Genomic DNA, 23,756 nt, shown 5'->3' with positions numbered 1-23,756 from the left:
TTCCATGGCGTGGTGGTGCCTTCCATGGTAACGTGCAGTTTCGTGCAATTACAAGCAAATTCGTGCAACGATCATGCTCACGAGTCAACGCAAGAAAACAATCCTCGACGCCCTCGCGCGCGACGGTCAGGTGCTCGCCAGCGAGTTGAGCGCGAGCTTCGGCGTGTCGGAAGACACGGTGCGCCGCGATCTACGCGAGTTGGCCGCGGAAGGTCTGCTGCAACGCGTGCACGGCGGCGCCCTGCCCGCTTCTCCGGCCGTGGCGCCGTTTGCGCGTCGGCAGGAAATGGAATCGGAGGCGAAGCGCCGTATCGCGCGGCGCGCCGTGGAGATGATCGAACCGGGGCAAATCGTGATAGTCGATGGCGGCACGACTTCGGCCTTGCTCGTACAGCAACTTCCCGCGAGCCTCGCGGTTACGATCGTCACGCATAGTCCGAGCGTGGCCGTCGCGCTCGCCGAACACGCGACGGTGGAAGTCGTGCTGATCGGCGGCAAGCTTTTCAAGCATTCCATCGTCACGGTCGGCGCGGCGGCCATCGAAGCGATGTCGCATATCCACGCCGATCTGTATTTCATGGGCGTCACGGGCGTTCATCCCACTGCCGGGCTGACCACCGGCGATTTCGAGGAAGCGCATATCAAGCGCGCGCTCGCGGCGCGCGCGGCGGAGACCGTCGTGCTCGCGTCTGCCGCCAAACTCAACGCGGCATCGCCATACCGTATCGGCGATATCGAGCTTGCACAGACGGTCATCGTCGAAAGTGCGACGGATGCACGTCTCACCGATCCCATCGAACAAGCAGGCGTAACCATCCTTCGCGCCTGATCGATGCCGCAACTTGTTACGGGGTAACGCGCCGAAAGAATCATCGGGAGAGCCGTAATTGAATTTCCTCCGCAACTGGAATAGCGTAGAAAAATACGCCAAACGCGGTCCGGGCAGGAATTCTCCATGCTGTACGGGTAACGGGGCAGGCGAAATTTTTTGGAGAAATGTCGTGAATCGCGTGAAGGCTCTCATCGCGTTGTCGGCGCTTGCCGCGGCGGGTTTCGCCGCCACGGCGCACGCGGGCGGTCACGTCGGCGTGTTTATCGGCGGGCCGCTGTACTACCCGTATCCGGTCGCGCCCGTGCCGTACTACTATGCGCCGCCGCAGGTCATCGTTCCGGCGCCCGCCGCGCCGACCACTTATGTCGAGCAAGGCCAGCCCGACCAATCACAGGCTCAGGCTCAGTCGGGCGGCACCTGGTATTACTGCGAGGGATCGCGCACGTACTACCCGTATGTCAAGCAGTGTCCCGGTGGATGGCGCGAAGTTCCGGCGCAACCCCCGCCGCCATCGAATTGAATCGAAGCTGGCTTTTATGAATACTCGCAGGCTCGTTATTTTTCTCGCGCTCTCAGGCTTGGGTCTGTCCGCGTGCACGGTCATGCCGACCGGACCCAGCGTGATGGCGCTGCCCGGCACCGGCAAGACCTTCGACCAGTTTCGCGCGGACGACGCGTCGTGCCGTCAGTTCGCGTTTCAGCAAACGGGTGGCGTCACCGCAGATCAGGCCGCGACGAACAGCGCGGTGGGGAGCGCCGTGGTTGGGACCGCCATCGGTGCGGCAGCGGGCGCGGCGTTCGGCGGCGGCACGGGTGCGGCTATCGGCGCGGGCGCGGGATTGTTGACCGGCAGCGCGGTCGGCATGGGCGCGGCGCAAACGTCGGGCTACGGCGTGCAGCGCCGCTACGACTACGCGTATCTGCAGTGCATGTACGCAGCGGGCGATCGTGTTCCGGTCGCAGGTCCGTTGCGCACGGCGCCACCGAACGGCGCGGCGTATTACGCGCCGCCACCGCCACCTCCGCCGGGCATGCCACCGCCTCCTCCGCCTTCGAGCTGACACCGACACGCGCCGCTTGAGCCTTCCTCAGCGGCGCTTTTTTCACGAAGGCATCGCATCTCAGAGACGCGGTTTCCATTGATCATCGTCGGGGCGCGCCAGTGCCGGCGCCACGATTCCCGGCGCCACGAGCAGTCCGGTCACCCAGCCGATATAAAACCGCAGATCGCTGAAGAATTCGGCTGTGTCGTAAAGGCGAAACGACTGCACGTGCGCGAGCCATAGCACGCATTGCACCGCGCCCGAGAGCACGAGCCACGCAAGCGCGATCACCGCGAGTGCCCGTGCGCAGCGGCGAAACGTGTCCGCATCCCACTGTTCGCGCACGATGATGCATCCCGAGATCAGCGCGAGAATCGCCGGAATCACGCTCGTGACCAGCACGTGCGTCTGCCATTCGAAGAGCACGCCGGTCAGATAGCTGAAGATCACGGCGAGCCCGGCTGCGGTCCACATCATCCAGACTGCCCCGCGCGCCGACATCCACGCAATCGTGATGACGAACGGGATCGCCGCCCATTGCAGCGCCTGTCCCACCGCCTTCGCGAGGTTCTCGCTGGCCTGTTCGTTCGAATGGCTCGCCGCTACATACACGGTGATCGCTTCGTGCACGCACACCGCGACGACCGCGAAGCTCAACGCTTCGCACGCGGCGAAGGCGGGCGATTTCTCCGCGCGATGCACGTGTCCCTGCAACCCGCGCAAGCGCTCCAGCAGCGGCTCGACGAAGAACGCGAGAATCGCGCCGATGAGCAACGCGGCGGCGGCATCCCTGAAGGAGAAATGTCCGAAGAGCGAGAACAGCCCTTGCCAGAGAAACTCGGGCGCGGCGGCGCACACCGCCACCCACAGCGCAAAAAAGAAACCGTTCGAAGCGAGTCTGAACGGCATGATGACCTCGATGGTCGATGAGCGCTGCGTTAGAGAGGAGCTTGCGGCAAATCGGCTGCCACGACGCGCGCCGCGATGGCATTTCGCACGCGCTCGCGCAGCCCGGGCGGCATGCCGAAACCTTCGTAGGCGAGCGCTTGCACCACGGTCACCACTTTCATCTCTTCATAGCGCCGCCCGCTGCCGATGAGCGCCTCGAACGCATTGGCGCGCTCGTTGATCTCGATGGGATCGGCATCGACGAGCAGAACGGCGTGAGCCAGCACGGCATGGCGCGGTTGCTCGTCGAGGGACGACGACACGCGCCGCCAGTATTGCGCCGTGCCGGCTATCTTGCGCGCATCGTGGCCGGGACCCCAGGCGAGATTGAAGCGGCCATCGCAGAACGAGCCTTCGACCGTTTGCCAGTGCGTGAGCACGCCGAGGGTGTTGAGCGCATCCGCGATGATGCCGCACAGATGCAGATAGACCGGCTCGGCAAGCGCGCCCATCGGCGCGTGCACGGGATACGCGAGACTCAGATTCAGAATGCCGGGACCTTGCGGAACCAGCCCGCCGCCCGACAAACGCAGCCAGACGGGACAGCCGCGTCGCGCGAAATCATCGCAAGCATCGGCCAAAGGCGCATAACGCTGATAACTGCGCGGCACGATCAGCGAGCGCGGCGCTTCCCACAGATGCGCCACCGCATCGCCCGCTTTCGCGCGGTCGAGCAGCGCTTCCTCGGCTTGCAGCGGATTCCCGGGCAGCGTTTCGAAATCGAGCAATTCGAAGGGCATGGAGTGGATGTCAGGACGCGCGGTGACAGCGACATCGCACATAGTAGCGAAGAAGCGGGCGCGCGGCTGAGAACGCGCCGCCGCGACGGCGCGTTGCCTCGACCCTGCGCGCGATCAGACGGTCTTGCCCACATGCTCCTTTAACAACGCGTTGACCTCGTTGGCTTTCTCCATCTGGCTCATGTGCCCGGCATCGTCGAATACGCGCACGGTCGCATGCTTCGGCGCGTTTTCGGCATGCGCCGCCGGGATGATCTGGTCCTTCGCGCCCCAGATCACGAGCACCGGCTTGCCGCTTTCCGCAAGCTTTCTTCCGGGCTGACCGCTCTGGCTGCCACCGCCGAAGAGCGCGCCACCGAGCGCAGTCAGTGCTTCGCTCACGCCATCCAGACGCTTGTATTTGAGCAAGTCGTCGAGCATTTGGCGGCTGACGAGCTCCGGATTGGCGAACAGCAGCTCGACCACTGGCTTCAGCTCGCGACGCGATTGCGCGCTCACGAAACCCTCGGTGTACGCGTTGTTCACTTCATCGCCGAAACCGGAGGGCGACACGAGCGCGACCGATTGCACGCGCGCGGGCGCATCGACGGCGAGTTGCGCGGCGATGCCGCCGCCCATGGAGTGCCCGACGAGATGCGCCTTTTCGATATCCACCGCGTCCATGAAGTGCGCGACGAAGCGCGCGAGATCGGCGAGCGTCGTGCCCGGCACCTTGGGCGTCGATTGCCCGTGGCCCGGCAAATCGAGCGCGAACACGCGATTGTGTTCGGCGAGCGCGTCGAGATTGAAGAGCCAGTTGTCGAGATCGCCGCCGAAGCCGTGGATGAACAGCACCGCGGACTTGCCCGCATCGTCGCCGCCGCGCGCGGCATAGCGCACGCGAATGCCGTCGACATCGACGAAGTGATACGCCGACGCCGCTTCGTCGCCCTCGCCTTCCTCGTCCGGCGGCGTTTCGTAGGACGACACGTAGGCGTCGATATCGGCGTCGCTGACCTCGGCCGGCGCGAGCACGCCGAGGAGCGCTTTCACCGGCAGCGTGTCGCCCGCCGACGCAACCCTGCGGCGCAACGTACCCGCGTCGGGCGCTTCCACCGCGTTGGCGATCTTGTCGGTTTCGACATCGAGAATCGGCATGCCGACGGCGATCTGCGCGCCCTCTTCCACTAGCCACTCGTTTACCGTGCCTTCCTTCATCGACAAGCCCCATTTGGGCATGACGATCGGTGTGATTGCGGGCATCAGTGCTTTCCTCCTCTCATCGTTTTACGCGCGGCATCGGCGATTTGCGCAGCGCTCGGAATGTACAAATCTTCGAGCGTCGGCGAGAACGGCACGGGAGTGTGCGGCGGCGCAACCATTTCGATGGCCGCTTTCAGCACGCCGAACGCTCGCTGCGCGACTTGCGCCGAGATATCCGTGGCGATGTTGCAGCGCGGACTCGCTTCATCGACGACGACGAGTCTTCCCGTGTTCTCGACCGTTTCGAGCACGGTGTCCATATCGAGCGGCGACAGCGAGCGCAGATCGACGATCTCGGCTTCGATGCCTTCCTTCGCGAGCGTCGCGGCCGCCTCCAGCGCGCGGTGCACCATCAACCCGTAAGTGACGATGGACACATCCTTGCCGTCGCGCACGATGTTGGCCTCGCCGAACGGAATGGCATACGAGTTCTCGGGCACTTCGCCTTCGAAACCGTAGAGGTTCTTGTGTTCGCAGAAGATGACCGGGTCGTTGTCGCGAATCGCCTGAATCAAGAGGCCCTTGGTGTCGTAAGGCGTGGACGGACAGACGACCTTGAGACCGGGAATATGCGTGAAAAGCGGCGTCAGCATCTGGCTATGCTGCGCGGCCGCGCGAAAGCCCGCGCCGACCATCGCGCGAATCACGACGGGCGTTTCGGCCTTGCCGCCGAACATGTAGCGGAACTTGGCGGCCTGATTGAAGATCTGGTCGAAACACACGCCCATGAAGTCGATGAACATCAATTCCGCGATCGGCCGCATGCCGCACGCCGCCGCGCCGATTGCCGCGCCTACGTACGCCGATTCGGAGAGCGGCGTGTCGAGCAGCCGGTCGCCGTGCTTGGCGTACAGTCCTTTCGTGACGCCCAGCACGCCGCCCCACGCGTCTTTCTCGCCGTCCGCGCCCGCGCCGCCGACGATATCCTCGCCAAGCAGAATCACGCTCGGATCGCGGGTCATTTCCTGGTCGATGGCTTCGTTGATCGCCATCTTCATGCTCAGTTTTCGGGCCATGATGATTTGTCTCGCTAAGTGTTTTGAATGGGCGATCAATACTTCACGTACACGTCGGTGAGCAGGTCGGCCGCGGCCGGCAGTGGCGCGTCCTTCGCTTCCTGCACGGCGCGGTCGATCAGCGCGGCGACTTCGCGGTCGATGGCATCAAGTTCGCCGGGAGAGATCACGTCGGCTTGCGTCACGGCATGCGCGAACTTCTTCAGGCAATCCTTGTTCGAGCGGATATCGTCGAGTTCGCCGGGCGCGCGGTACGTCTGCGCATCGCCTTCGAAGTGGCCGTAGAAGCGGATCATCTTGCATTCGAGCAGCGCCGGGCCGCCGCCTTCACGCGCTCGGCGGATCACTTCGCCCGCTGCTTCGTGCACCGCGAAAAAGTCGGTGCCATCCACCGTCACGCCGGGAATGCCGAAACCCGCCGCGCGATCCACGTAGCTATCCACCGCCGTGCCGTAATCGCGCGCGGTCGATTCCGCGTAGCCGTTGTTCTCGATCACGAAGATCACCGGCAGATTCCACACCGCCGCGAGATTCAGGCTTTCGAGAAAGGTGCCCTGGTTCGACGCGCCATCGCCCGCGAAGGTGATGCCCACTTCGCCCTTGCCGCGAAACTTCGCCGCGAGCGCCGCGCCGCAGATCAATGGCGCGCCCGCACCGAGAATGCCGTTCGCGCCCATCATCCCTTTGGACAGGTCGGCGATATGCATGGAGCCGCCCTTGCCGTTGCACGAGCCGCCCTTTCTGCCGTAGATCTCTTTCATCATGGCGACGGGATCGACGCCTTTCGCGATGCAGTGCCCATGTCCGCGATGCGTGCTCGCAATGCGGTCGCCGTCGTTCAGGTGATGCATGATGCCGACGCCCGCCGCTTCTTCGCCCGCATAGAGATGGACGAAACCGGGGATGTCGCCGCGACCGAAATCGACGTGCAGACGCTCTTCGAAATCGCGGATCGTGCGCATCTTGCGGTAGACACTCAGCAGTTCTTCCTTCGATAACGGCAAGCCTCCCGCATGCTGCGGGGTTTGCGACGATGTCATGTCTGTCTCCTTCGATCGGGTTAAACGACGGTGCTGGCAGTGTTGCCGGATAAGCGCATGAGTCCGGCGCGCGCGGCATAGCGCATGCACGCGGCGACATCGATGCTGCGAAACGCGTTCTCACGCAAGGTGATGGTCACTTCGTCGCCGGGGCCGAAAGCAAGCTCGCGCTCGCCGTCCAGCGCGACGATGCCCGCGCGCTGCTTGACGCGTTGCGGCACGCCGTCGGCAAGGCGCTGCCAGCTTGCGATCGGCACGCGCTCCATCAAGCCCGGCGCAATGGGCGCGCAAAGTTCGAATTCGCCCTTGCCGGATGCGGCCAGTTCGACGGCGAGGCCGCCCGGCTCGTGACGGCCGATTGGTTCGAGCAAGCCCGCGATGGCCGACATGCCGATGGCCTGCGGATCGGCATAAGACACGTAGACGGCCGCGAGCGTGTCGATCTTCCAGAGCGCGCGTGCGCCGACGAATTTTTCGTGCGAGATGACGGCATCGACGAGCGCGATGTCATGGCGCACGGCGCCGTTCTGATCGCGTATGTCGATGTCGAGGCGCTTGTTCGACATGAGCGCCTGCGCAGCCGGAATGCGGCCGGTGGCGTAAAGACCCGTGGCGAGCCCGGAGATGGTCGGCTCGCGCATTTCCGGGTAGGCGTTGTTCGTGCCCGTCGATAAACCCGCGAGCGGCACCGCGCCGCACTCGCGCACCACCGCGCGATGCGTGCCGTCGCCGCCCAGCACGATGAGCGCCGCCGCGCCCGCGTCCTGCATCATGCGCGCCGCGCGAAAGGTGTCGTCGACCCGCGCGGTCACGGGCATATCGAGAAATTTGACGCTCGCGAGATCCGCGTCGTGCCCGTGCTTGCGCGCGAGATGACGCGCGAGCATGACCTTGAGCCCTTCGCGATCCGGCATCATCAGGACGCGCTCGACGCCGCACGCCGCAAGCGACGACAAGAGCCGCAGCACGATATTCACGCGATCCGCGAGTTGCAGGCTGTTCGCGTTGGCGATCACGCGCCGGATGTCGCGCGCCGAAACCGGATTGGCGATGATGCCGACGAGCGGCTCGACGCTGTCACGCATGCTGGTGTCTCCGTTGACCCTGGCCGAAAGAAAGACGCTTCGTCGGGCGTTGGAATGGTTGTGAGGCGAGTAAGGCAAGCGCTATGCCAATTGGAATAGCGAGGGATTACCCGGAAATAACGGGTGTTTTACGAGAGGAAGGGCACGTTGCACGCGTGCCGCCGTGACAGGTGTCACAGCGGCAGGTGTCTCATGGAGTACAGGCGTATCGCGAAATGCGGATGCTCAACGTTCGCCCGCGTCACGTTGATTCGGCGAACGAATGCCATAGCGCGCCATGCGCCGATACAGCGTCATGCGGCTCACGCCGATCTGCCGAGCCACGGCGCTCAGGTTCCAGCTCGCCGCGCGCAGATACTGCATCAGCAACATGCCTTCGGGCGGCAGGCGATGTGTATCGAACGCTTCGTCGGCCACATGTGCATGCGGCGGTTGCGGCGCGGCGTCGCGCGCGGTGGATTCGACGAAACCATCCGGCAGATCGGCCACCTCGATCACGCCATCCGCGCACACCGCGCGCGCGTAGCGCAGCACGTTGTTGAGCTCGCGCAGATTTCCCGGCCACTCATGCCGATGCAAACAAACCCGCGCCGCCGGCGACAACGCAACGGGACCATGCGCGGTATCGGCATCGAGGAACTTGCGGATCAGCCAGTCGAGATCGGATCGTTCGCGCAGCGGCGGCAACGCGAAGCGCGCGCCGTTCAGACGGTAGTACAGGTCTTCGCGAAAGCGGCCGTCCTGCATCAGCGCGTCGAGCGAATGATGCGTCGCGGAAATCACGCGCACGTCCACGGAAACCGGACGCGACGCGCCTATCGCCAGAACTTCGCCTTCGGCCAGCACGCGCAAGAGACGAGATTGCAACTCACGCGGCATGTCGCCGATTTCATCGAGGAAAAGCGTGCCGCCATCGGCTTCCTGAATCAGGCCGCGCTTTGCTTTTGGACCCGCGCCGGAAAAACTGTTCGGCAGATGCCCGAACAATTCGCTTTCGATGAGCGTCTCCGGTATCGCCGCGCAGTTCACCGCGACGAACGGACCCGCGCGCCGCGCACTCGCGCGATGCAGCGCCTTCGCGAAGAATTCCTTGCCGCTGCCGGTTTCGCCGTTCACGAGCAGATTGATCGGCGAATCGACAAGTTTGGCGGCGCGTTCGAGTTGCCGCGCAAGCGCGGGATCGCCGCCGCCGAGGGCGGCCAGCGGCGAGGGAATGCCGGGCGCGTCTGCGGATTTTTCTTGCGTCGATGGCGCGAAACATGGCGCGGGCGGCATCACGCTCAGATAAAGCAGTGCGCCGCTGCGCGCAAGCGGCAGCGCGCGCAGTTCGCTCGGCCGCGAATAGACGAAACGGCTCAAATCTTCCAGACGCGCTTCGAAGAGCGCATCGAAACGCATGCCGAGAAGCGACGCCGCCGTTTCTCCCGGCGCGATAGGCTTCCCGATCTCGGCCGCCAGCATTTCGTGCGCGCGCCGGTTATGTCCGACGATGCGCCCGCCCTCATCGAGCGCGATCAGATATTCAGGATCGACATCGACGAATTCGGGCGATGTGTTGAGCTTGAGAATCCAGTCCTGCCGATGCGTGCGCAGAAAAATCGCGTTCTCGATATGCCGCACGTAGATTCGCACGAGTTGCAGCGCGAGGTTCTGGCTGTCGCGCGCTTGCGGTGAAGTCAGCGCGGAGATGTCGAGGATCGCGGTGAGCGCGCCGCGCGAATCGAAGAGCGGCGCGGCCGTGCAAGTGAGCGGGATATGCGTGGCGTCGAAGTGATCGATCTGATGCACGGTCAGCGCCTGCCCCGTCGCGAGCGCAGTGCCGACCGCACACGTGCCCGCGCCGTCCTCGCTCCATTCCGCGCCGAGATAGAGCCCGGCACGACGCAAGGCCGTATCGGTGTTCGCGTCGCCAATGTAATCGACCGTCACGCCGAGCGCGTCCGTCAGCAGCACGACGTAACCCATCCCCGCGACCTGCTCGTAAAGTGTTTCCAGTCCATGTCGAGCGATGCGCGCGAAATCGTCGATCCGTTGCTGATGCTCGCGCAAGCGCGTCTGCGTCAGGATGCGCGCTTCCTGCATGCGCGACGGATCGAGCCCGTATTGATGAACGCAACGACGCCATGAAGTCTGAATGATGCTTTCCTGCGTGCGCGCAGGCGCCAGAATCTGCGCGCGCGTCGTCGCCGCGACGACTGCCTCGATGTGCTCGCGTTGCCGCATGTCCATGCGTGCTCTCCTGGGTGTCTCGTGCCCGGACGCTCGTTGGCTGGCGTCTTTTGTCGCTCGCGCACGGTCGTGCGACCGCGGGTAAACCGCTCCGCGCGCGGCGTCGTTCAGGCCATATGATGCTCGAATCGGCAGGACGCGTCATGCGGCGCACTGGTTGCGCCGCAGCAATCAACGTGGAAAAACAGGAGACGAGCGATGGCAAAAATCGCCTACGAAGACTTCGAGCGGCAAGTCGTGCAGCATCACCTGATCAAAGGCAACGTGTATGAGAACGGTGCGACGCTGGTCGAGCGCGCGAACCGGTGGATCGAGGAAAACGGTGTGGATGTACTGAACGTCGAGAGCCTCTCGACGTTCGGCGCGGGCGACGATACCAGCGTCAGCCATTGGTACTCGGGCATTCGCGTCTGGTATCGCACCACATGAAAGGCGCGTTCGACTGAATCAGCCGCGACCGACGAACGGCATCTTGGTCGCCATCACGGTATGGAACAGTACGTTGGCTTCGAGCGGCAGATTCGCCATGTAAAGCACCGATTGGCCGACGATCTTCACGTCCATCATCGGTTCGATGGCGGTCTCGCCGTTCGCCTGCGGCACGCCGCGCGACATGCGCTCGGACAGATCCGTCAGTGCGTTGCCGACGTCCACTTGACCGACCGCGATGTCGTACTTGCGGCCATCGAGCGATGCGGATTTCGTCAGTCCACCGACCGCGTGCTTGGTCGCCGTGTAGGCGGCCGAATTCGGACGCGGCGCGCTCGCGGAAATGGAACCGTTGTTGATGATGCGGCCGCCTCGCGGTGTTTGTGCGCGCATCGTCCGGAACGCCTGTTGCAGGCAATAGAACATGCCGTTCAGATTGACGTTCACCACGCCTTGCCATTGCTCGGGCGTCCATTCCTCGAACGGTCCTGGTGGATTGCTCACGCCCGCGTTGTTGAACAGCAGATCGACGCGTCCGAAGCGCTCGACTGCCGCCGCAAAGAGCTTTTCGACCGATTGCGGATCGGAGACGTCCGTCGGAACGGCAAGCGCGCGTTCGCTTGCGTCGGCTTCGCCGATGACCGCTTCGAGCGGCGCCGCGCGTCGGCCCGCGAGCACGACCGACCAGCCGTCGCCGAGTAGAGCAAGCGCCGCCGCACGGCCGATACCGCTCCCTGCTCCGGTGACGATGGCAATGCGCTTCTGCTGATTCACTGCGTCGGACATGTCGGCGTTCTCCTGTTGTGGTGCGCGCGCACCCTTGTGAGTGCATCGCGCGATTGGAAGAACATTATCGACGAATGCGGAGACAAGCGCGGCGCTTTTCAGCGAGCGCTTTCAAAGACGTTTCAACGATTACTCGATGCTTCCGTCGCCACCGTGCGCGCGGTGTTGCGCATGTTGCTGCCATCGCAGAAGACGACGGTCATCATCATCGGCACGACTTCATGGACGATTGCGTTGCTACCGGACTCGCGCACGCGATCCTCGACCGTATCTTTCGCGCCGAGCACGACTACGCCGTAAGCCGAGTCGTTGATCGGACGGCCGTTGCCCTGCTTGAACATGGCATCGCCCTGTTCGTAGCCGAGCACGGCATATACGCGAAACCCGTAGGCCGTGAGTTCGCTGCCTTGAGTCGGCTTGAACGCGTTGACCGAGTTGGCTTCGACGCGCATCGGCGCAGCGTCGATCGAGCGGTCGTCGCGCAGTGGCGCGATGAAGCGATGCGCGCTGGATTGGCAGTCGAGCTGGCTTTCGAGCGGACGGGCAGTCGAGAGGCCGGGTATCAGCGCGCCGGCGAGAGCGGCAAGGACGGTAAGCGTCGCGAAAGGGACGGTTTTCATGGCAGCAGCAATTCAACGGTTGAGTTGATCGACACGACATGGACTACGTTTTGTGTAATGCAATAAGCAAGCCAATTTTTTAGTTCGTCTTTGTTTGCGGTTGCCTGGGCGGTGAGTCGTGACGGTGGTGTGCGCTAACTGCTTGTCTTCGCTGTGGTTTTTACAATTGCGCGTGTAGTTGATTCGTGCGGTTTTGTAAGCGCGATTGAATTGCTTCGATACCCGATGTGTTGGGTTTGGACGACAAAGTTGCATGTGAAACGACAGTTGGCCCGAGTGCGCGTCGGCGAAACAACGGGGCCTTTGGATAGAATTAATCGCAAGCGCCCAGGCCAGCTAATGATGCGAGCTGTTGATTACCATCGGCTATATTGAGCAATTCTTTTCTTCTGGAACCAGCATGACTTCTTTAGTCGATTTTCCGATCACCTAGAAGTGGCCAGCACAACACCCCGAACGCATTCAGCTTTACTCGCTACCGACGCCCAATGGCGTGAAGGTGTCGATCATGCTGGAAGAGACAGGGCTGCCTTACGAGCCGCATCTCGTGCGATTCGATACCAACGATCAAATGTCGCCCGAATTCCTGTCGTTGAATCCGAACAATAAGATTCCTGCGATCATCGATCCGAACGGTCCGAACGGTCAACCGCTGCCGCTTTTCGAATCCGGGGCGATTCTGATTTATCTCGCCGATAAAAGCGGCCAATTCGTTCCGGCAGACCCGGCGCAACGCTACGAAGCCATTCAATGGCTGATGTTCCAGATGGGCGGTGTCGGCCCGATGTTCGGCCAGGTCGGATTCTTCAACAAATTTGCCGGCAAGGACTACGAGGACAAGCGTCCGCGCGATCGCTACGTCGCCGAAGCGAAACGCCTGCTCGCAGTCCTCGACAAACACCTCGCCGGCCGCGACTGGATTTCGGGGAATGAGTACAGCATCGCCGATATCGCGACGTTTCCGTGGATTCGCAATCTAGTCGGATTTTATGAAGCACGCGATCTCGTCGGTTTCGACGATTTTGCGAACGTAAAGCGCGTGCTCGATGTGTTCCTCGCGCGTCCGGCGGTTCAACGTGGACTAGAGATTCCGAAGCGTGTGTGATCGTTGGATTTTTGCTTGATCAACCGTCGCTGACGATATTGCCGAAATCGTGCGGAAACGGTTAAGGGCGAACGCGCGCGCCAGTTGCAGCTTTTTGACACGTTAGACGCGTTCGCTGGGACAGGTCCACAATGTGGGGCATCGCGCGAAAATCAGACGTCGGGTTTAAAGCCTTTCGCGTCAATAGTTTGCCCCGGCGTTGCTCAGGATATCCACAAGCTTGTCCAGTGCGGCTGTGGATAAAAAGCGAACCGCGCCTTTTCAATGCAACCGTTTCGGGAGCCGGCAACCCATGAATGTTATTTCCTGTTCCCAAACTGCGAAGCGGCCCGGCCACCGATTCGCCGTTGCCGCGTTTGCGTTGATTTGCGTGGTCGCTCATGCGGAAACGCAGTGTCCGGGTTACGTCGAAACCGGCGCCGGCAGCGCGTTCGATCTGGCTGGCATCATCAAGGACACCGGGTCGCCGCAACTTGCGCTGGATCGGGTGCGCAAAGCGGTATCGAAAATCGATGCGGGCGGCGGCTGCTCGATATTCGCCAACACTCGCGCGTGTGAGGAAACGCTCAACCTTGCGCATAAGGCAATCGACGCGTTGCAGACGTGTTCATCGACGTCGGCGCCGAAAGGCACATCGCACGGTTGAGAAAATCGCGGACGAAAAAAAACGCGCCGCCAAAACTGGCGGCGCGTTTCGATGCCTCAACAGCCCTTAAAACGATCAGCGATCCAGGAAAGGACGCAGCTTGTCCGCGCGGCTCGGATGCATGAGCTTGCGCATTGCCTTGCTTTCGATCTGGCGAATACGCTCGCGCGTCACATCGAACTGCTTGCCCAATTCTTCGAGCGTGTAGTCGGACGCCGTATCGATACCAAAGCGCATGCGCAGAACCTTCGCTTCGCGCGGCGAAAGCGCATTGAGCGCATCGTCGATTGCGGCGCGCATATTCGCGTGCACGGCCGCATCCGCCGGCGATGCCGCGCCTTGGTCCTCGATCATGTCGCCGAGCGTCGCGTCGGCATCTTCACCGACCGGCGTTTCGAGCGACACAGGTTGCTTCGCAATCTTCAGGATGCCGCGAATCTTCTCTTCCGGCATTTCCATGCGTTCCGCGAGCACCGACGGATGCGCTTCCTGTCCCGTCTGCTGCAGGATTTCACGCGAAATGCGGTTCAGCTTGTTGATCGTTTCGATCATGTGAACCGGCACGCGAATCGTGCGCGCCTGATCGGCAAGCGAACGCGTCACCGCCTGACGAACCCACCAGGTTGCGTACGTCGAAAACTTCCAGCCACGACGATATTCGAACTTGTCCACTGCCTTCATCAAGCCGATGTTGCCTTCCTGAATCAAGTCGAGAAACTGCATGCCGCGGTTGACGTACTTCTTCGCAATCGAAATCACGAGACGCAGATTTGCCTCGATCATTTCACGCTTGGCCTGACGCATTTTCAACTCGGCAGCCGTCATCTGACGATTGATCTGCTTGAGCTGCTTGAGTGGCAAGGCTACACGCGCTTCGATGTCGATGAGCTTTTGCTGTTCAGCCTGAATGGCCGGCAAACTGCGCTCGAGCGACGCGCCGTATTGACGCGAAGCCGCCGCCGTGCGCGCCGTCCATTCGAGATCGGTCTCGTTGCCCGGGAACGATTCGACGAACTTGTCGCGCGGCATGCCGCAACGATCTACCGCGATTTGCAGCACGCGACGCTCGATCTCGCGAACTTGCGCAACCTGCTGCTGGACGTCCGCGCACAAACGGTCGATGGTCTTCGCCGTGAAGCGAATGGAACCGAGCTCGCGTTGAATCTCCGCGCGTGCCCGTTCGACGGCCTTCGAAGCCGCGGCGCCTGAACTCTTCGGACTGCTTGCTTGTTCGGCAAGCTCGCTCACGCGCGCGAAAACTTCCAGGCAATCCGCTTTGAGTTGCTTCAAACGCGCTTCATTCGATGCAGCGGAATCGCCGCCTTCGAGGTCGTCTTCGGAGTCTTCGTCGTCGCCGGATTCGTCGGTGTCCGTATCAATCTCGGACGTGTCCGATGTATCGGATGCCGAAATATCTTCTTCCACCGTATCGTCTTCCTTCAGACCGTCGACGAGTTCGTCGATCTTGATCTCGCCCGATTCGACCTGAGCCGCGTCCGCCAGAATGGTGGCGACCGTGGACGGGCACGCAGCGATGGCCTGAATCATTTCATGCAAGCCATCTTCAATGCGTTTCGCAATGGCGATTTCGCCAGCGCGCGTCAACAGCTCGGTTGCGCCCATTTCACGCATATACATGCGAACGGGGTCCGTCGTGCGGCCGAACTCGGAATCGACGGTTTGCAGCGCGTTCTCGGCTTCTTCTTCCGACTGTTCATCGGCGACGACAGCAGGCGCGTTATCGCTCAAGAGCAGTGTTTCAGCATCGGGCGCTTGCTCATATACAGCGACGCCCATGTCGTTGAACGTGCTGACGATGGTTTCCATCGCCGCCGTTTGCGCGAAGTTGTCCGGCAAGTGGTCATTGATTTCGGCGTGGGTCAAATACCCCCGCTCCTTGCCCAACTGAATGAGCGCGCGCATTTGGCGTTGACGCTCCTCTTCCTGCTCCGCCGTCGTGGGGACATCGGGCTGCATCGTGCCGGTCTGGCCCTTACCCTTCCCTGCCCGTCGACCCGCGGACCTGCGCGCCGGCGCGACAATATCGAGCTCCGAATCTTCCCGATCAAAACTTGCCATACTTTCTCCTCGACAGGTTTGCTCGACGATGACAGGTCCGTGCGCGAGCAAAAAGGCTCGCTGACTTTGGTAAGCATTCGGCGCACGCTTTTCGCTGCCGAGACTGCTGACTCTATATGGACGGGTGGCTGAAAATCGCTTCGAGCAAAATGCACAGTCCCGTCTAGCTCGACGTACTGCACCTTCCATTCGCCCTAGCGGGCGCAACCTTAGACTATATCAGCATTCGTTACGATGTGGGCTGTTTTTTCAATATGCCAGCTTGGGCTCTAACATAGCCAGTGTCGGCGACAAGGCTCGAATTTGCGTACGCGCTGGCACTTGTTCGATGCTCGCCTTTTCGATGACGGACGCACTGTTCAACGCTCTTGGTAGTCCGTTTGGCCCGCCGGCCTGTTTAGCAAGTATGAGCAACTTCAGCGCTTTCAAGCGTGACTGCGCCGCGTGCGAGCAAGTCGACGTCTTTAGGTCATGCGTGTCATCGATTTGAGGTTTGGAGCGCGATCCTTGCACTGGCGGCGCATCAGACGTGTGCGGAACGATCTTCCCGGCTTTGATGGCCGCGAGGAAGTCGGTCGCCCAAGCGCCAGCCCTAGTGCGGGGGTGTCGCTCGTCGCGATGATGCGTCGTGACGGATTTTGCGTCCTCAGAAACGAGGAATGTTCTTGCTCCGTCATGGCTCATAAAGGATTGACCGGCAAGTTCGGCAGAGGCTCTTTGCAGTTCGATGTCGCGAGCTATTTGCGTTTGCGTCTCAACGTGTCCTTCGTGAATGGTCTGCACGCGGTATGCGAAGTCGACGGGGGCCCGAAGTAGTGCCCGAAGATAGCTGATCGGATGCTTCGCCCGTTGGAGGTGTTTCCAGGAGGCTTCGACTACATCGGACAGACGCTTGGCGTGTTCGGACGCTTCGCGCATAAGCCGGAAGATCAGGAAATGACGAAAGCCCAGACCGCGCAGGCGTTCGAGGTCCGCTGGAAGCTTTCCTGGTTGTCTCTTTTGATTAGTAGGGTATAGATCCTTATATATAGTGCGGTCTGCCACCGTGGCAGACGGCGAGGCCAAAGAAGAAGGTTGCTCGCGGTTTGATTTCCGTTCGTTTGGATTTTGAGCATTAGTTGTCGTATCGCTACCTGACTCAACAAGACCTAGAAGGGTAACGACCTTTGGCGTGAGATGTAGGTAGGCACGTCCGAACAGCCCAGCGGCGCCGTAGCGAGTTTGAGGCGGGCGTGTAATCAAGCCTTCCTTCTCCAGATCCTCAAGGCTCCGATAGAACGTACGCATGGACTGCATTGCGCGGCCGGTTAACAATTCACGGCGAGCGAAGATTGCCGCGTAGGGACGACGTGCGTCGACAGTGCGAGCCAGAGCGGCCAGTAGGGCTCGAGCGCGGGCAGGCAGTGCGGCGAGATGATTCGCTCGGTGAGCGGCTCGAAAGATGACCCAGGGAAGATTGGACCGATCGCAAGCGTAGTCATCGAGCGCTTGTTGGTCCGCAAAGTTCTCGGATGATTCGTGGTTTTCGAGGCGAGAGAAGTCCTCGCCTGCAACGGAAGGTTGCGCGATATGCATGTCAAGTACATCCATTTTTGAAAATGGAGGACAAACGCTTGACTGCCGATCGCGATCCGCTAAACTTCGATCTGTGTACTTCGTGACCCGATTGGCGTCGGGAAGCGGACCGGGCGAGCAGCAGTTGAGCCCGAATTCAAAAGCCTTCGGTTGGCGCCGAAGGCTTTTGTCTTTCTAACGCAAATTACTTACATCGTTGCCTCGCGTTTATATTTTTCAAGTGATTGATTATTAACGAGTTTCTAGTAGGCTCATCGGTTGGCGCCATCTAAGCTTGAAGTAACTCGTTGATTTGAAACTAAAATCTTCTAGAGCCTTAGTTTTTTTCGATATCGGTCAACGTCTTGTTGATGAAGTCTGCAATTCGTCGCCCCCATTGCTCGGCGTCACCTGCGTCGTTCTCGAAGAATCGAACTCCGACTACGCCGTTTCTCGTTGAGACCTCGCAGACCTTTCTCCGTCCCGCGCGAACAACAGTAGTACTAGGTGCGACCGCCTTAGGCTTCTCCGCCGCCAGCGCCACCGCTTTGTCTTGCGTAAAGTTCTCGTCATCAATCAATCGACGAATTGCTTCAACGACTTTTTCCGCTTTGCCTGCTTCCGTTAAAGCGGCGAGCTTTTGCGCAGCATTGCTACCGAGTCTTTCCGGTTTTTCCGCAAGCGCCGCTTTCGCAGCCTCCGGCAGAGCGTCGAACGAAAAAATGCGGGTAACGTGGCTTTTGCTAAGTCCCGCGCTTTCCGAAATTTCGGTGCGCGAAAGCCCGCTCAGCTCCTGCAGGCGTTTGAAATTCCAATACTTCTCGAAGTCGGTCAGAGACGGTGAAAGCAGGTTCGAGAAGAACGCCGCAAACTCGATTTCACCTTCTTCGATCGACGCCACGTTCGCGCGGATGGTATTGCGACCGAGCTCGCGATATGCGGCCACACGGTTGTGACCAGCCACGATTTCATAACGCCCATCGGTAAGCGTGCGCACCAAAATTGGCGTCGCGAGAGCGTGCTGGGAAAGGTTGCTCTTCAGTTCCTGGAACTGTTCGCTGGTCAGCTTCCGCCGCCGCCCGCTGACCTCGATCAGCGCGTCAAGCGGTACTTCCAAGGCGGCCCGCTCCTCGAGTTGCGTTTCCAATTCTTTGATGCGCGCCTGCGCCGTGTTGATGCGATGCTGCGCGTCCATCAACCTTCCGGGTGACGTCCGTGCCTCCGTGCTCGTGACACGCGGCTGATTTGGCTCGGCCGGCTTGGTTCCAATGTTTGCGGTCTTTGCCAGCAGTCTGTCGCCGATACCCATTTAAGCCTCCGATTGATTCCAGGCGCGGACGAACTGCGCGTCGAGATGTTCGGCGAGCCGATCGAGTGGCTCTTTGAACCGGTTGTACGCGGCAGTGCTTCCGTCTGGCTTCGACAAGTCATAGACCGTGGACAGCTGAGCAGAAGCGCCCTTCGGTACCGTTGACTCGGGAATCTCGAACGGAAGGACGCGATCGCCATAAGCCTTCTGAAGCCAGCCGCGCACGACGCGCGACACATCGTCGGACTTTGCCTTGGTCAGAATCACATTGACGAAGTCGAAGCGCTTCTGTTCGAGCACGCCAGGCAATTTCTTCGCGATGTCAGCGAACAGATGCCAGAATTGAGTCGAGCTGGCAAAGTCGAGTGCCTCGGGCGGGCAGGGCAGCAAGATTGCGTCGGAAGCGAGCAGGGCGTTGATCGTGAGGTAACTAAGCGCAGGCGGCGTGTCGATGACAACGGCGTCATACTCCGCCGTTAGCGGCAACAGGCCTTTGCGCAAAATCTCCCAAAACTCGAACGTGCTGTCGTTGAGAACCTTGGCAGGAATCTCGAACTCGGCGTCAAACAAGGACGATGACGCTGGGACGAGATCCAGGTTGTGCCAATAGGTCTCCTGCACCGCGTAGTGCAGCGTTTGCTGATCGCCGTATATAAGTGGAAGGAGCGTCTGATCGTCGGAGATCTCCGCATCCGGTGCCCAGCCGCAAAGCTGCGTAGTCGTGCCTTGCGGGTCGCAATCGATTACCAGCACGCGCCGGCCGAGCAGAGTGAGCGCTTGGGCGGCGGATACTGCAGTGGTGGTTTTCGCAACACCACCTTTGAAGTTCGCGACAGTAACGATACGTCCGCGTTTACCCTCGGGTCTTCGCGCGCGCTCTTTGGTCGCCCGAATCCAGGTCAACGTTTCTTCAAGCGTGAACTCCTTACTCCGGCCGGCGCCTTTCGACGTTCCAGCGGGAAGTTCACCCTTGGTCGTGAGGTACTGAAACCGCTGCTTATCAACTCCGCAAAGCGAGGCCACCTGAGCACTCGTGAAAGTCGGCGCGCTTTTGCGGGGATACGGCTCCAGCATTGCGTCGCGGATCTGATTAAGAATGTCAGTGGCTTGGGCGGCCACTCCCAAGAGCGTCTCGATTGAGACGGATTGATCGACTTCGGGAAGCCGAGCGCTTAGCATTGAATTCGCGGTCACTGGCGGGCCTGAGTAAGCTATAGATTCTTCGGTTTGTGGAAAACATGCTGCAAACCGAAGAATAAACGGCCAACCGGTAAACCTCAAGTAAACTCTGAAGTTGTTTTATCCCGAAATCGGGCGTTTTTACAACACGACGTTTACTTGACGGGCAGCGAATCAGTCGACAAGGGCCCTTGAGCGGCGAATGTTGCCCTCCGAATCAATCGTTCGACGCCTAGTAGTTTGGACGAATCCTGATTTTCCAAGTAAACCTTCGTCGTCGAAAGTTTCGAATGACCCAAGTTAGCGCTGACCTCCGGTAACGCAGCGCCGTGCGTGAGCGCATGAACGGAGTGCGTGTGTCGAATCCAATGAGTGCTGGCCTGTGCGAGGCGCTTCCCGGAGCCGGGAACATAGCCCTCGGCGAGAGCGGCCGCATTTGCGAACACCCGCTTGAACAGTTTGCCGATGCCATCCGGCCCAAGGGCGTTGCCGCCGCGAGTCTGCGCGAGAATCGGCGTGCCTTCTGGACAGGCCAAGGGATCAGACAAACCGCGAAGCGCCAGATTTTCGATCAGCGCTTCCGCAACGGCCGGCGGCAAAAACACTGTTCTTGGTTCGCCGCGCTGACGCGCGACGCTTACTCGCCAGATCGGATCGGCAACGCCGGAAAGCCGTCCGACCGATAGCGCGTCCGTGGTCGCTGCGGCTAGTTCTCCCCGACGCATGCCGGTGGCATAAGCCAAAAGCAGCGCCAGGCGGTCACGATGCTCGGCGAAACCATAGACATCGCGCGATACCGACTGCAGCACAATCTGCCACTGATCCGTATCGAGTGAGCGGTCCACGGCGTCGAAGACCGGCGGTTCGGCCACACGCGTCTGTGCAATAAATGGGTTTGTCGCCAGATACCCCTGCGCCTCTAGCCACGCGCCCATCGCGCTTAAAATTGCGCGCGCGGATTCCCGGCTTCGATCAGAAAGTGGCCCGGCAAAAGGCCGCCAGCTCGAAAGGCATCGATCGACGCGACCTTTTGCCACCCAGCGCGCAGAAGGCTGCGGATTCGGTAAAAAAGCCGTGATGTACTCGTTGCAGTCGGCCTCGTCCAAAGACGACATCGGCTTGTGTTTTTCCACCAAGGCCCAGAGCAGCAACCGTTCTGCTTCCCGGCGATAAGCCCTTTGCGTGTGCGCGCTGGCCGTTCGCGCGGCGAGCCACGCGTGGATTGCCTGCAGATCCGTGCCAAATTCTGACGGCCGCCGATTCGTCCCCTTCGATCCATCGAGCGCTGCGGGAACTCGCAGCGCTTCGAGCGGGGCAATCCGAAGCGTCTCGTCCCGCGACCCGGTCCATTCTGAACCTCGTGCCGATGCGTCACTCGGCCAATCGCGCCGCGGCACAAGAGCCAACGGTGAAAAAGTATGGCGAAGCGAGTGCGCGTGAAGCTGCAACCAGTCCACGATTCGCTGCGCGCCTTTCGGCCCGAGTCGTGGAACCACCGTGTACCAGCGCTGGCGCCGGGCTTCGATCAGCGAAACGACGTTCTCGACGGTGGAAAGCCCAGCCGCCGCGAGCCGCGCGGTCACAGCCGGTTCGAACCAGCCGTCCAGCGGGTGATCCGGCCGTGGCTCTTGCGCGAGACTTGCCTCCATTCGCGAAAGCGCGTCGGTTTGCCGCCGTCGCAGCCGGAGATTGCGGGAAGCCCGCCGATCCAGCGCCGGTGTGGCTCCGGGCGGATATTCTTCCTCGTAGAGCGCTAGTAATTCGGCTTCGCTATAGACGCCGTCGGGGTCGATCCGCTCGCGGTATTCATCGAGCGATGGCGTGTCCTGCGTTTGTGGCGGCTCGAAAAGCGGGATACTGCCCGGCCGCAACCGTAAGAGGTAAGCGGCGTCGGTGTCGTGCGCGCGTCGGGCCAGCACGGAAAGCGTGTCGCGCAACGTGACGATAAGCCGACGCGTGGTGCGGACATCCGTACCGGCATCGCCATAAGACGCGTGAAGTTTCGCCTCGGAGACGCCATCTAAATAGCCGCGATACAGCGCAAAGTGTTGGCGAGTCAGGCGGCGCGTGGGCGAAAAGCGGGGCGTGTCCGCAGCCGGATTGGTTATACTCGCCGGGTTAGCTGTTGCCATCCTGCTTGATTTCCCTTTGTATTCAACAATTTGCGGGAAGGTTATCAACCAGCTTCGAATTTGACAAGGAAAATCGCACAGTCTGATAAGTAGATTTATCAGACTGTGCGATTCGAAGACCAGCGTCGAGTGTACCGTCAGCTTGAATGTTCAATTCGCAAAGCGCATATTTCCAGCACGTTCATATCGGACTTTCAGGAGACACGTGCCGATGCGCGAACCCAGACGCCCCGAGTTGAAGCAATCGGGAGAGGACGACGTTCCCCGCCCGAGTCTTCCGGAGGTCTTCGCGTCGGTGCGCGTTCCGGTGGGCGGATGGTGGTTCAGGCGCTTTATCGCTTTCGCCGGGCCAGGCTACATGATCTCGGTCGGCTATATGGATCCGGGCAACTGGGCGACGGACATCGCGGGGGGATCGCGCTTCGGCTATACACTGCTCGCCGTCATCCTTCTTTCCAATCTGATGGCGATTCTTCTGCAATCGCTTGCCGTGCGCCTCGGCGTCGCGACCGGCCGCGATCTGGCGCAGGCGTGCCGCGATCATTATTCGAAACCGGTGAATCTCGCACTTTGGCTCGCCTGCGAGGCGGCGATCATCGCGTGCGATCTGGCCGAAGTCATCGGCACGGCCATCGCGCTGAAGTTGCTGTTCGGTGTTCCGTTGATCGCCGGCGCGCTCGTCACCGCGCTCGATGCTTTCCTGCTGCTCTTCCTGATCAACAAGGGTTTTCGCCTGCTCGAAGCGTTCGTCATCGTGTTGCTCGTCGTGATAGCAGGCTGCTTTGCCTTGCAGATCGCCGCAGCCGCGCCACCTTGGGGCGAGGTCATGCGCGGCTTCGTGCCATCGACGGAAATCGTGACGAATCGCGAAATGCTGTACGTGGCCATTGGCATCCTCGGCGCGACGGTCATGCCGCACAACCTGTATCTGCATTCTTCGGTGGTGCAGACGCGCGCGTTCGGCGATTCGATTCCCGCCCGCCGCGAGGCGATCCGTTTCGCGACCATCGACAGCACGATTGCGCTGACCCTCGCGCTCTTCGTCAACGCGGCGATCCTGATCGTGGCCGCCGCCGTGTTCCACGCGAAGGGCCATTTTGAAGTCGTCGAGATCGAGGAAGCGTTCCGGCTCTTGTCGCCGCTTTTGGGTTTCGGCATTGCATCGACCTTGTTCGCGGTCGCGCTGCTCGCGTCGGGCCTGAACTCGACCGTCACCGCGACGCTCGCCGGCCAAATCGTCATGGAAGGTTTTCTGCGACTGCGCATTCCGAACTGGGCGCGACGGCTCATCACGCGAGGTCTTGCTATCGTGCCGGTCGTTGTCGTTACCGCGCTGTATGGAGAGAAGGGCACGACGCATCTGCTCGTCCTGAGTCAGGTGATCCTGTCGATGCAATTGCCTTTTGCCGTCATCCCGCTCGTCCGATTCGTTTCGGACCGACGCAAATTAGGTGTTTTCGTCGTTTCGCGCTGGACCGCCGCGCTGGCGTGGCTGGTTGCGGCGGTGATCGTCGTGCTCAACGTGAAACTGCTCGTCGATACCTTTTTCGTTTGAACGCGCCACGTCCTCTATATAGATAGAACGGCCGAGTAGTCGAAATGGCTTAAGGACGGAGTGATGGCACAAAGCCTTTCAACGACCATCCATCAAAGACGAAGTCCCTGAAAACGCCGACGCGATAGATTTTTCAGCATGCTTTGCTTAAATGAAACCCGTGCACTAACCTGACCTTTGCACCGTG

Annotated in this window: 21 protein-coding genes; 7 read left to right on the top strand and 14 right to left on the bottom strand. The window is 61.0% G+C overall.

The annotated features are described in order from the left end of the window. Nucleotides 1-73 precede the first annotated feature (73 nt). The 3 genes from NCT03_RS25545 (at nt 74) to NCT03_RS25535 (ending at nt 1,893) form a co-directional block, all read left to right on the top strand. Nucleotides 74-829, top strand: coding sequence for a DeoR/GlpR family DNA-binding transcription regulator (locus tag NCT03_RS25545; RefSeq protein WP_250494390.1), 756 nt, complete (start codon nt 74-76; stop codon nt 827-829). A gap of 172 nt (nt 830-1,001) precedes the next feature. Continuing rightward, entirely contained in the window at nt 1,002-1,352 is a 351-nt protein-coding gene (locus NCT03_RS25540) for a hypothetical protein (protein WP_244829861.1), read from the top strand. 16 nt (nt 1,353-1,368) lie between these two features. Further along, nucleotides 1,369-1,893 (top strand): YMGG-like glycine zipper-containing protein, encoded by a 525-nt coding sequence (locus NCT03_RS25535; protein ID WP_244829862.1) that lies wholly within the window; start codon nt 1,369-1,371, stop codon nt 1,891-1,893. Between the two features lie 60 nt (nt 1,894-1,953). On the opposite strand, the gene NCT03_RS25530 is transcribed toward NCT03_RS25535, so the two are convergent. The 7 genes from NCT03_RS25530 to NCT03_RS25500 form a co-directional block, all read right to left on the bottom strand. Continuing rightward, complete coding sequence (locus NCT03_RS25530; RefSeq protein ID WP_250494389.1) at nt 1,954-2,784, bottom strand: hypothetical protein; 831 nt, start codon at nt 2,782-2,784, stop codon at nt 1,954-1,956. A 29-nt stretch (nt 2,785-2,813) separates the two neighbouring features. Beyond that, nucleotides 2,814-3,563: a lipoyl protein ligase domain-containing protein gene (locus tag NCT03_RS25525; RefSeq protein WP_250494388.1), complete on the bottom strand. Its 750-nt coding sequence runs from the start codon at nt 3,561-3,563 to the stop codon at nt 2,814-2,816. A gap of 114 nt (nt 3,564-3,677) precedes the next feature. Beyond that, nucleotides 3,678-4,805, bottom strand: coding sequence for an acetoin dehydrogenase dihydrolipoyllysine-residue acetyltransferase subunit (locus NCT03_RS25520; RefSeq protein WP_250494387.1), 1,128 nt, complete (start codon nt 4,803-4,805; stop codon nt 3,678-3,680). Continuing rightward, on the bottom strand, nt 4,805-5,821 hold the full coding sequence (locus tag NCT03_RS25515) for an alpha-ketoacid dehydrogenase subunit beta (RefSeq protein WP_250494386.1): 1,017 nt from the start codon (nt 5,819-5,821) through the stop codon (nt 4,805-4,807). The genes NCT03_RS25520 and NCT03_RS25515 overlap by 1 nt, the downstream gene beginning before the upstream one ends. Nucleotides 5,822-5,856: 35 nt before the next feature. Then, on the bottom strand, nt 5,857-6,861 hold the full coding sequence (locus tag NCT03_RS25510) for a thiamine pyrophosphate-dependent dehydrogenase E1 component subunit alpha (protein WP_244829867.1): 1,005 nt from the start codon (nt 6,859-6,861) through the stop codon (nt 5,857-5,859). 20 nt (nt 6,862-6,881) lie between these two features. Further along, nucleotides 6,882-7,946, bottom strand: a complete 1,065-nt coding sequence (locus tag NCT03_RS25505; RefSeq protein WP_250494385.1) for an ATP-NAD kinase family protein — start codon at nt 7,944-7,946, stop codon at nt 6,882-6,884. Between the two features lie 225 nt (nt 7,947-8,171). Beyond that, nucleotides 8,172-10,175 (bottom strand): sigma-54-dependent Fis family transcriptional regulator, encoded by a 2,004-nt coding sequence (locus NCT03_RS25500; protein ID WP_250494384.1) that lies wholly within the window; start codon nt 10,173-10,175, stop codon nt 8,172-8,174. 198 nt (nt 10,176-10,373) lie between these two features. On the opposite strand from NCT03_RS25500, the gene NCT03_RS25495 reads away from it, so the two are divergent. After that, complete coding sequence (locus NCT03_RS25495) at nt 10,374-10,604, top strand: hypothetical protein (RefSeq protein WP_244829870.1); 231 nt, start codon at nt 10,374-10,376, stop codon at nt 10,602-10,604. A gap of 18 nt (nt 10,605-10,622) precedes the next feature. Here NCT03_RS25495 and NCT03_RS25490 read toward each other — a convergent pair whose 3' ends face one another. Together NCT03_RS25490 and NCT03_RS25485 are read right to left on the bottom strand one after the other, a co-directional pair. Further along, the gene (locus tag NCT03_RS25490; protein ID WP_244829871.1) at nt 10,623-11,390 is read right to left on the bottom strand and encodes an SDR family oxidoreductase; all 768 of its coding nucleotides are present in this window, start codon (nt 11,388-11,390) and stop codon (nt 10,623-10,625) included. Nucleotides 11,391-11,512: 122 nt separating this feature from the next. Next, a complete protein-coding gene (locus NCT03_RS25485; protein WP_250494383.1) occupies nt 11,513-12,010 on the bottom strand; it encodes a hypothetical protein in 498 nt (165 codons plus the stop codon). A 460-nt stretch (nt 12,011-12,470) separates the two neighbouring features. Here NCT03_RS25485 and NCT03_RS25480 point away from each other — a divergent pair, with 460 nt between their 5' ends. Then, nucleotides 12,471-13,115 (top strand): glutathione S-transferase N-terminal domain-containing protein, encoded by a 645-nt coding sequence (locus tag NCT03_RS25480; protein ID WP_250494677.1) that lies wholly within the window; start codon nt 12,471-12,473, stop codon nt 13,113-13,115. Nucleotides 13,116-13,407: 292 nt separating this feature from the next. Continuing rightward, on the top strand, nt 13,408-13,761 hold the full coding sequence (locus NCT03_RS25475) for a hypothetical protein (protein WP_250494382.1): 354 nt from the start codon (nt 13,408-13,410) through the stop codon (nt 13,759-13,761). Between the two features lie 75 nt (nt 13,762-13,836). Here the strand turns inward: NCT03_RS25475 and rpoD are convergent, their stop codons facing one another. The 5 genes from rpoD to NCT03_RS25450 all read right to left on the bottom strand — a co-directional run bounded on the left by rpoD (nt 13,837) and on the right by NCT03_RS25450 (nt 22,062). Next, nucleotides 13,837-15,840 (bottom strand): RNA polymerase sigma factor RpoD, encoded by a 2,004-nt coding sequence (rpoD, locus tag NCT03_RS25470; protein ID WP_244829875.1) that lies wholly within the window; start codon nt 15,838-15,840, stop codon nt 13,837-13,839. A 249-nt stretch (nt 15,841-16,089) separates the two neighbouring features. Next, nucleotides 16,090-17,415 carry a replication protein O gene (locus NCT03_RS25465; RefSeq protein ID WP_250494381.1) on the bottom strand — a complete coding sequence of 442 codons (1,326 nt, stop codon included), beginning with the start codon at nt 17,413-17,415 and terminating at the stop codon, nt 16,090-16,092. Between the two features lie 316 nt (nt 17,416-17,731). Beyond that, nucleotides 17,732-18,703 carry a ParB/RepB/Spo0J family partition protein gene (locus tag NCT03_RS25460; protein WP_250494380.1) on the bottom strand — a complete coding sequence of 324 codons (972 nt, stop codon included), beginning with the start codon at nt 18,701-18,703 and terminating at the stop codon, nt 17,732-17,734. Next, nucleotides 18,704-19,882 (bottom strand): ParA family protein, encoded by a 1,179-nt coding sequence (locus NCT03_RS25455; RefSeq protein ID WP_309848244.1) that lies wholly within the window; start codon nt 19,880-19,882, stop codon nt 18,704-18,706. Nucleotides 19,883-20,037: 155 nt separating this feature from the next. Beyond that, entirely contained in the window at nt 20,038-22,062 is a 2,025-nt protein-coding gene (locus tag NCT03_RS25450) for a site-specific integrase (protein WP_250494379.1), read from the bottom strand. Nucleotides 22,063-22,225: 163 nt separating this feature from the next. Between NCT03_RS25450 and NCT03_RS25445 the strand changes: the two genes are divergently transcribed. Next, complete coding sequence (locus tag NCT03_RS25445) at nt 22,226-23,569, top strand: Nramp family divalent metal transporter (protein ID WP_250494378.1); 1,344 nt, start codon at nt 22,226-22,228, stop codon at nt 23,567-23,569. Nucleotides 23,570-23,756 lie beyond the last annotated feature (187 nt).

The sequence above is a fragment of the Caballeronia sp. GAWG1-1 genome (genome assembly GCF_023631465.1).
Taxonomy (GTDB): Bacteria; Pseudomonadota; Gammaproteobacteria; order Burkholderiales; family Burkholderiaceae; genus Caballeronia.
The sequence above is the reverse complement of the archived record's forward strand: the minus strand, read 5'-3'. Positions and strand labels throughout refer to the sequence as shown.

Excerpts from the sequence above, each read along its gene's own strand:
- NCT03_RS25520 (WP_250494387.1), bottom strand. The coding sequence starts at position 4,805 with ATGCCCGCAATCACACCGATCGTCATGCCCAAATGGGGCTTGTCGATG.
- NCT03_RS25535 (WP_244829862.1), top strand. The coding sequence starts at position 1,369 with ATGAATACTCGCAGGCTCGTTATTTTTCTCGCGCTCTCAGGCTTGGGT.
- NCT03_RS25510 (WP_244829867.1), bottom strand. The coding sequence starts at position 6,861 with ATGACATCGTCGCAAACCCCGCAGCATGCGGGAGGCTTGCCGTTATCG.
- NCT03_RS25455 (WP_309848244.1), bottom strand. The coding sequence starts at position 19,882 with ATGCTAAGCGCTCGGCTTCCCGAAGTCGATCAATCCGTCTCAATCGAG.
- NCT03_RS25445 (WP_250494378.1), top strand. The coding sequence starts at position 22,226 with ATGCGCGAACCCAGACGCCCCGAGTTGAAGCAATCGGGAGAGGACGAC.
- NCT03_RS25505 (WP_250494385.1), bottom strand. The coding sequence starts at position 7,946 with ATGCGTGACAGCGTCGAGCCGCTCGTCGGCATCATCGCCAATCCGGTT.
- NCT03_RS25490 (WP_244829871.1), bottom strand. The coding sequence starts at position 11,390 with ATGTCCGACGCAGTGAATCAGCAGAAGCGCATTGCCATCGTCACCGGA.
- NCT03_RS25515 (WP_250494386.1), bottom strand. The coding sequence starts at position 5,821 with ATGGCCCGAAAACTGAGCATGAAGATGGCGATCAACGAAGCCATCGAC.
- NCT03_RS25465 (WP_250494381.1), bottom strand. The coding sequence starts at position 17,415 with ATGCATATCGCGCAACCTTCCGTTGCAGGCGAGGACTTCTCTCGCCTC.
- NCT03_RS25460 (WP_250494380.1), bottom strand. The coding sequence starts at position 18,703 with ATGGGTATCGGCGACAGACTGCTGGCAAAGACCGCAAACATTGGAACC.
- NCT03_RS25530 (WP_250494389.1), bottom strand. The coding sequence starts at position 2,784 with ATGCCGTTCAGACTCGCTTCGAACGGTTTCTTTTTTGCGCTGTGGGTG.
- NCT03_RS25545 (WP_250494390.1), top strand. The coding sequence starts at position 74 with ATGCTCACGAGTCAACGCAAGAAAACAATCCTCGACGCCCTCGCGCGC.
- rpoD (WP_244829875.1), bottom strand. The coding sequence starts at position 15,840 with ATGGCAAGTTTTGATCGGGAAGATTCGGAGCTCGATATTGTCGCGCCG.
- NCT03_RS25485 (WP_250494383.1), bottom strand. The coding sequence starts at position 12,010 with ATGAAAACCGTCCCTTTCGCGACGCTTACCGTCCTTGCCGCTCTCGCC.
- NCT03_RS25500 (WP_250494384.1), bottom strand. The coding sequence starts at position 10,175 with ATGGACATGCGGCAACGCGAGCACATCGAGGCAGTCGTCGCGGCGACG.
- NCT03_RS25525 (WP_250494388.1), bottom strand. The coding sequence starts at position 3,563 with ATGCCCTTCGAATTGCTCGATTTCGAAACGCTGCCCGGGAATCCGCTG.
- NCT03_RS25475 (WP_250494382.1), top strand. The coding sequence starts at position 13,408 with ATGAATGTTATTTCCTGTTCCCAAACTGCGAAGCGGCCCGGCCACCGA.
- NCT03_RS25495 (WP_244829870.1), top strand. The coding sequence starts at position 10,374 with ATGGCAAAAATCGCCTACGAAGACTTCGAGCGGCAAGTCGTGCAGCAT.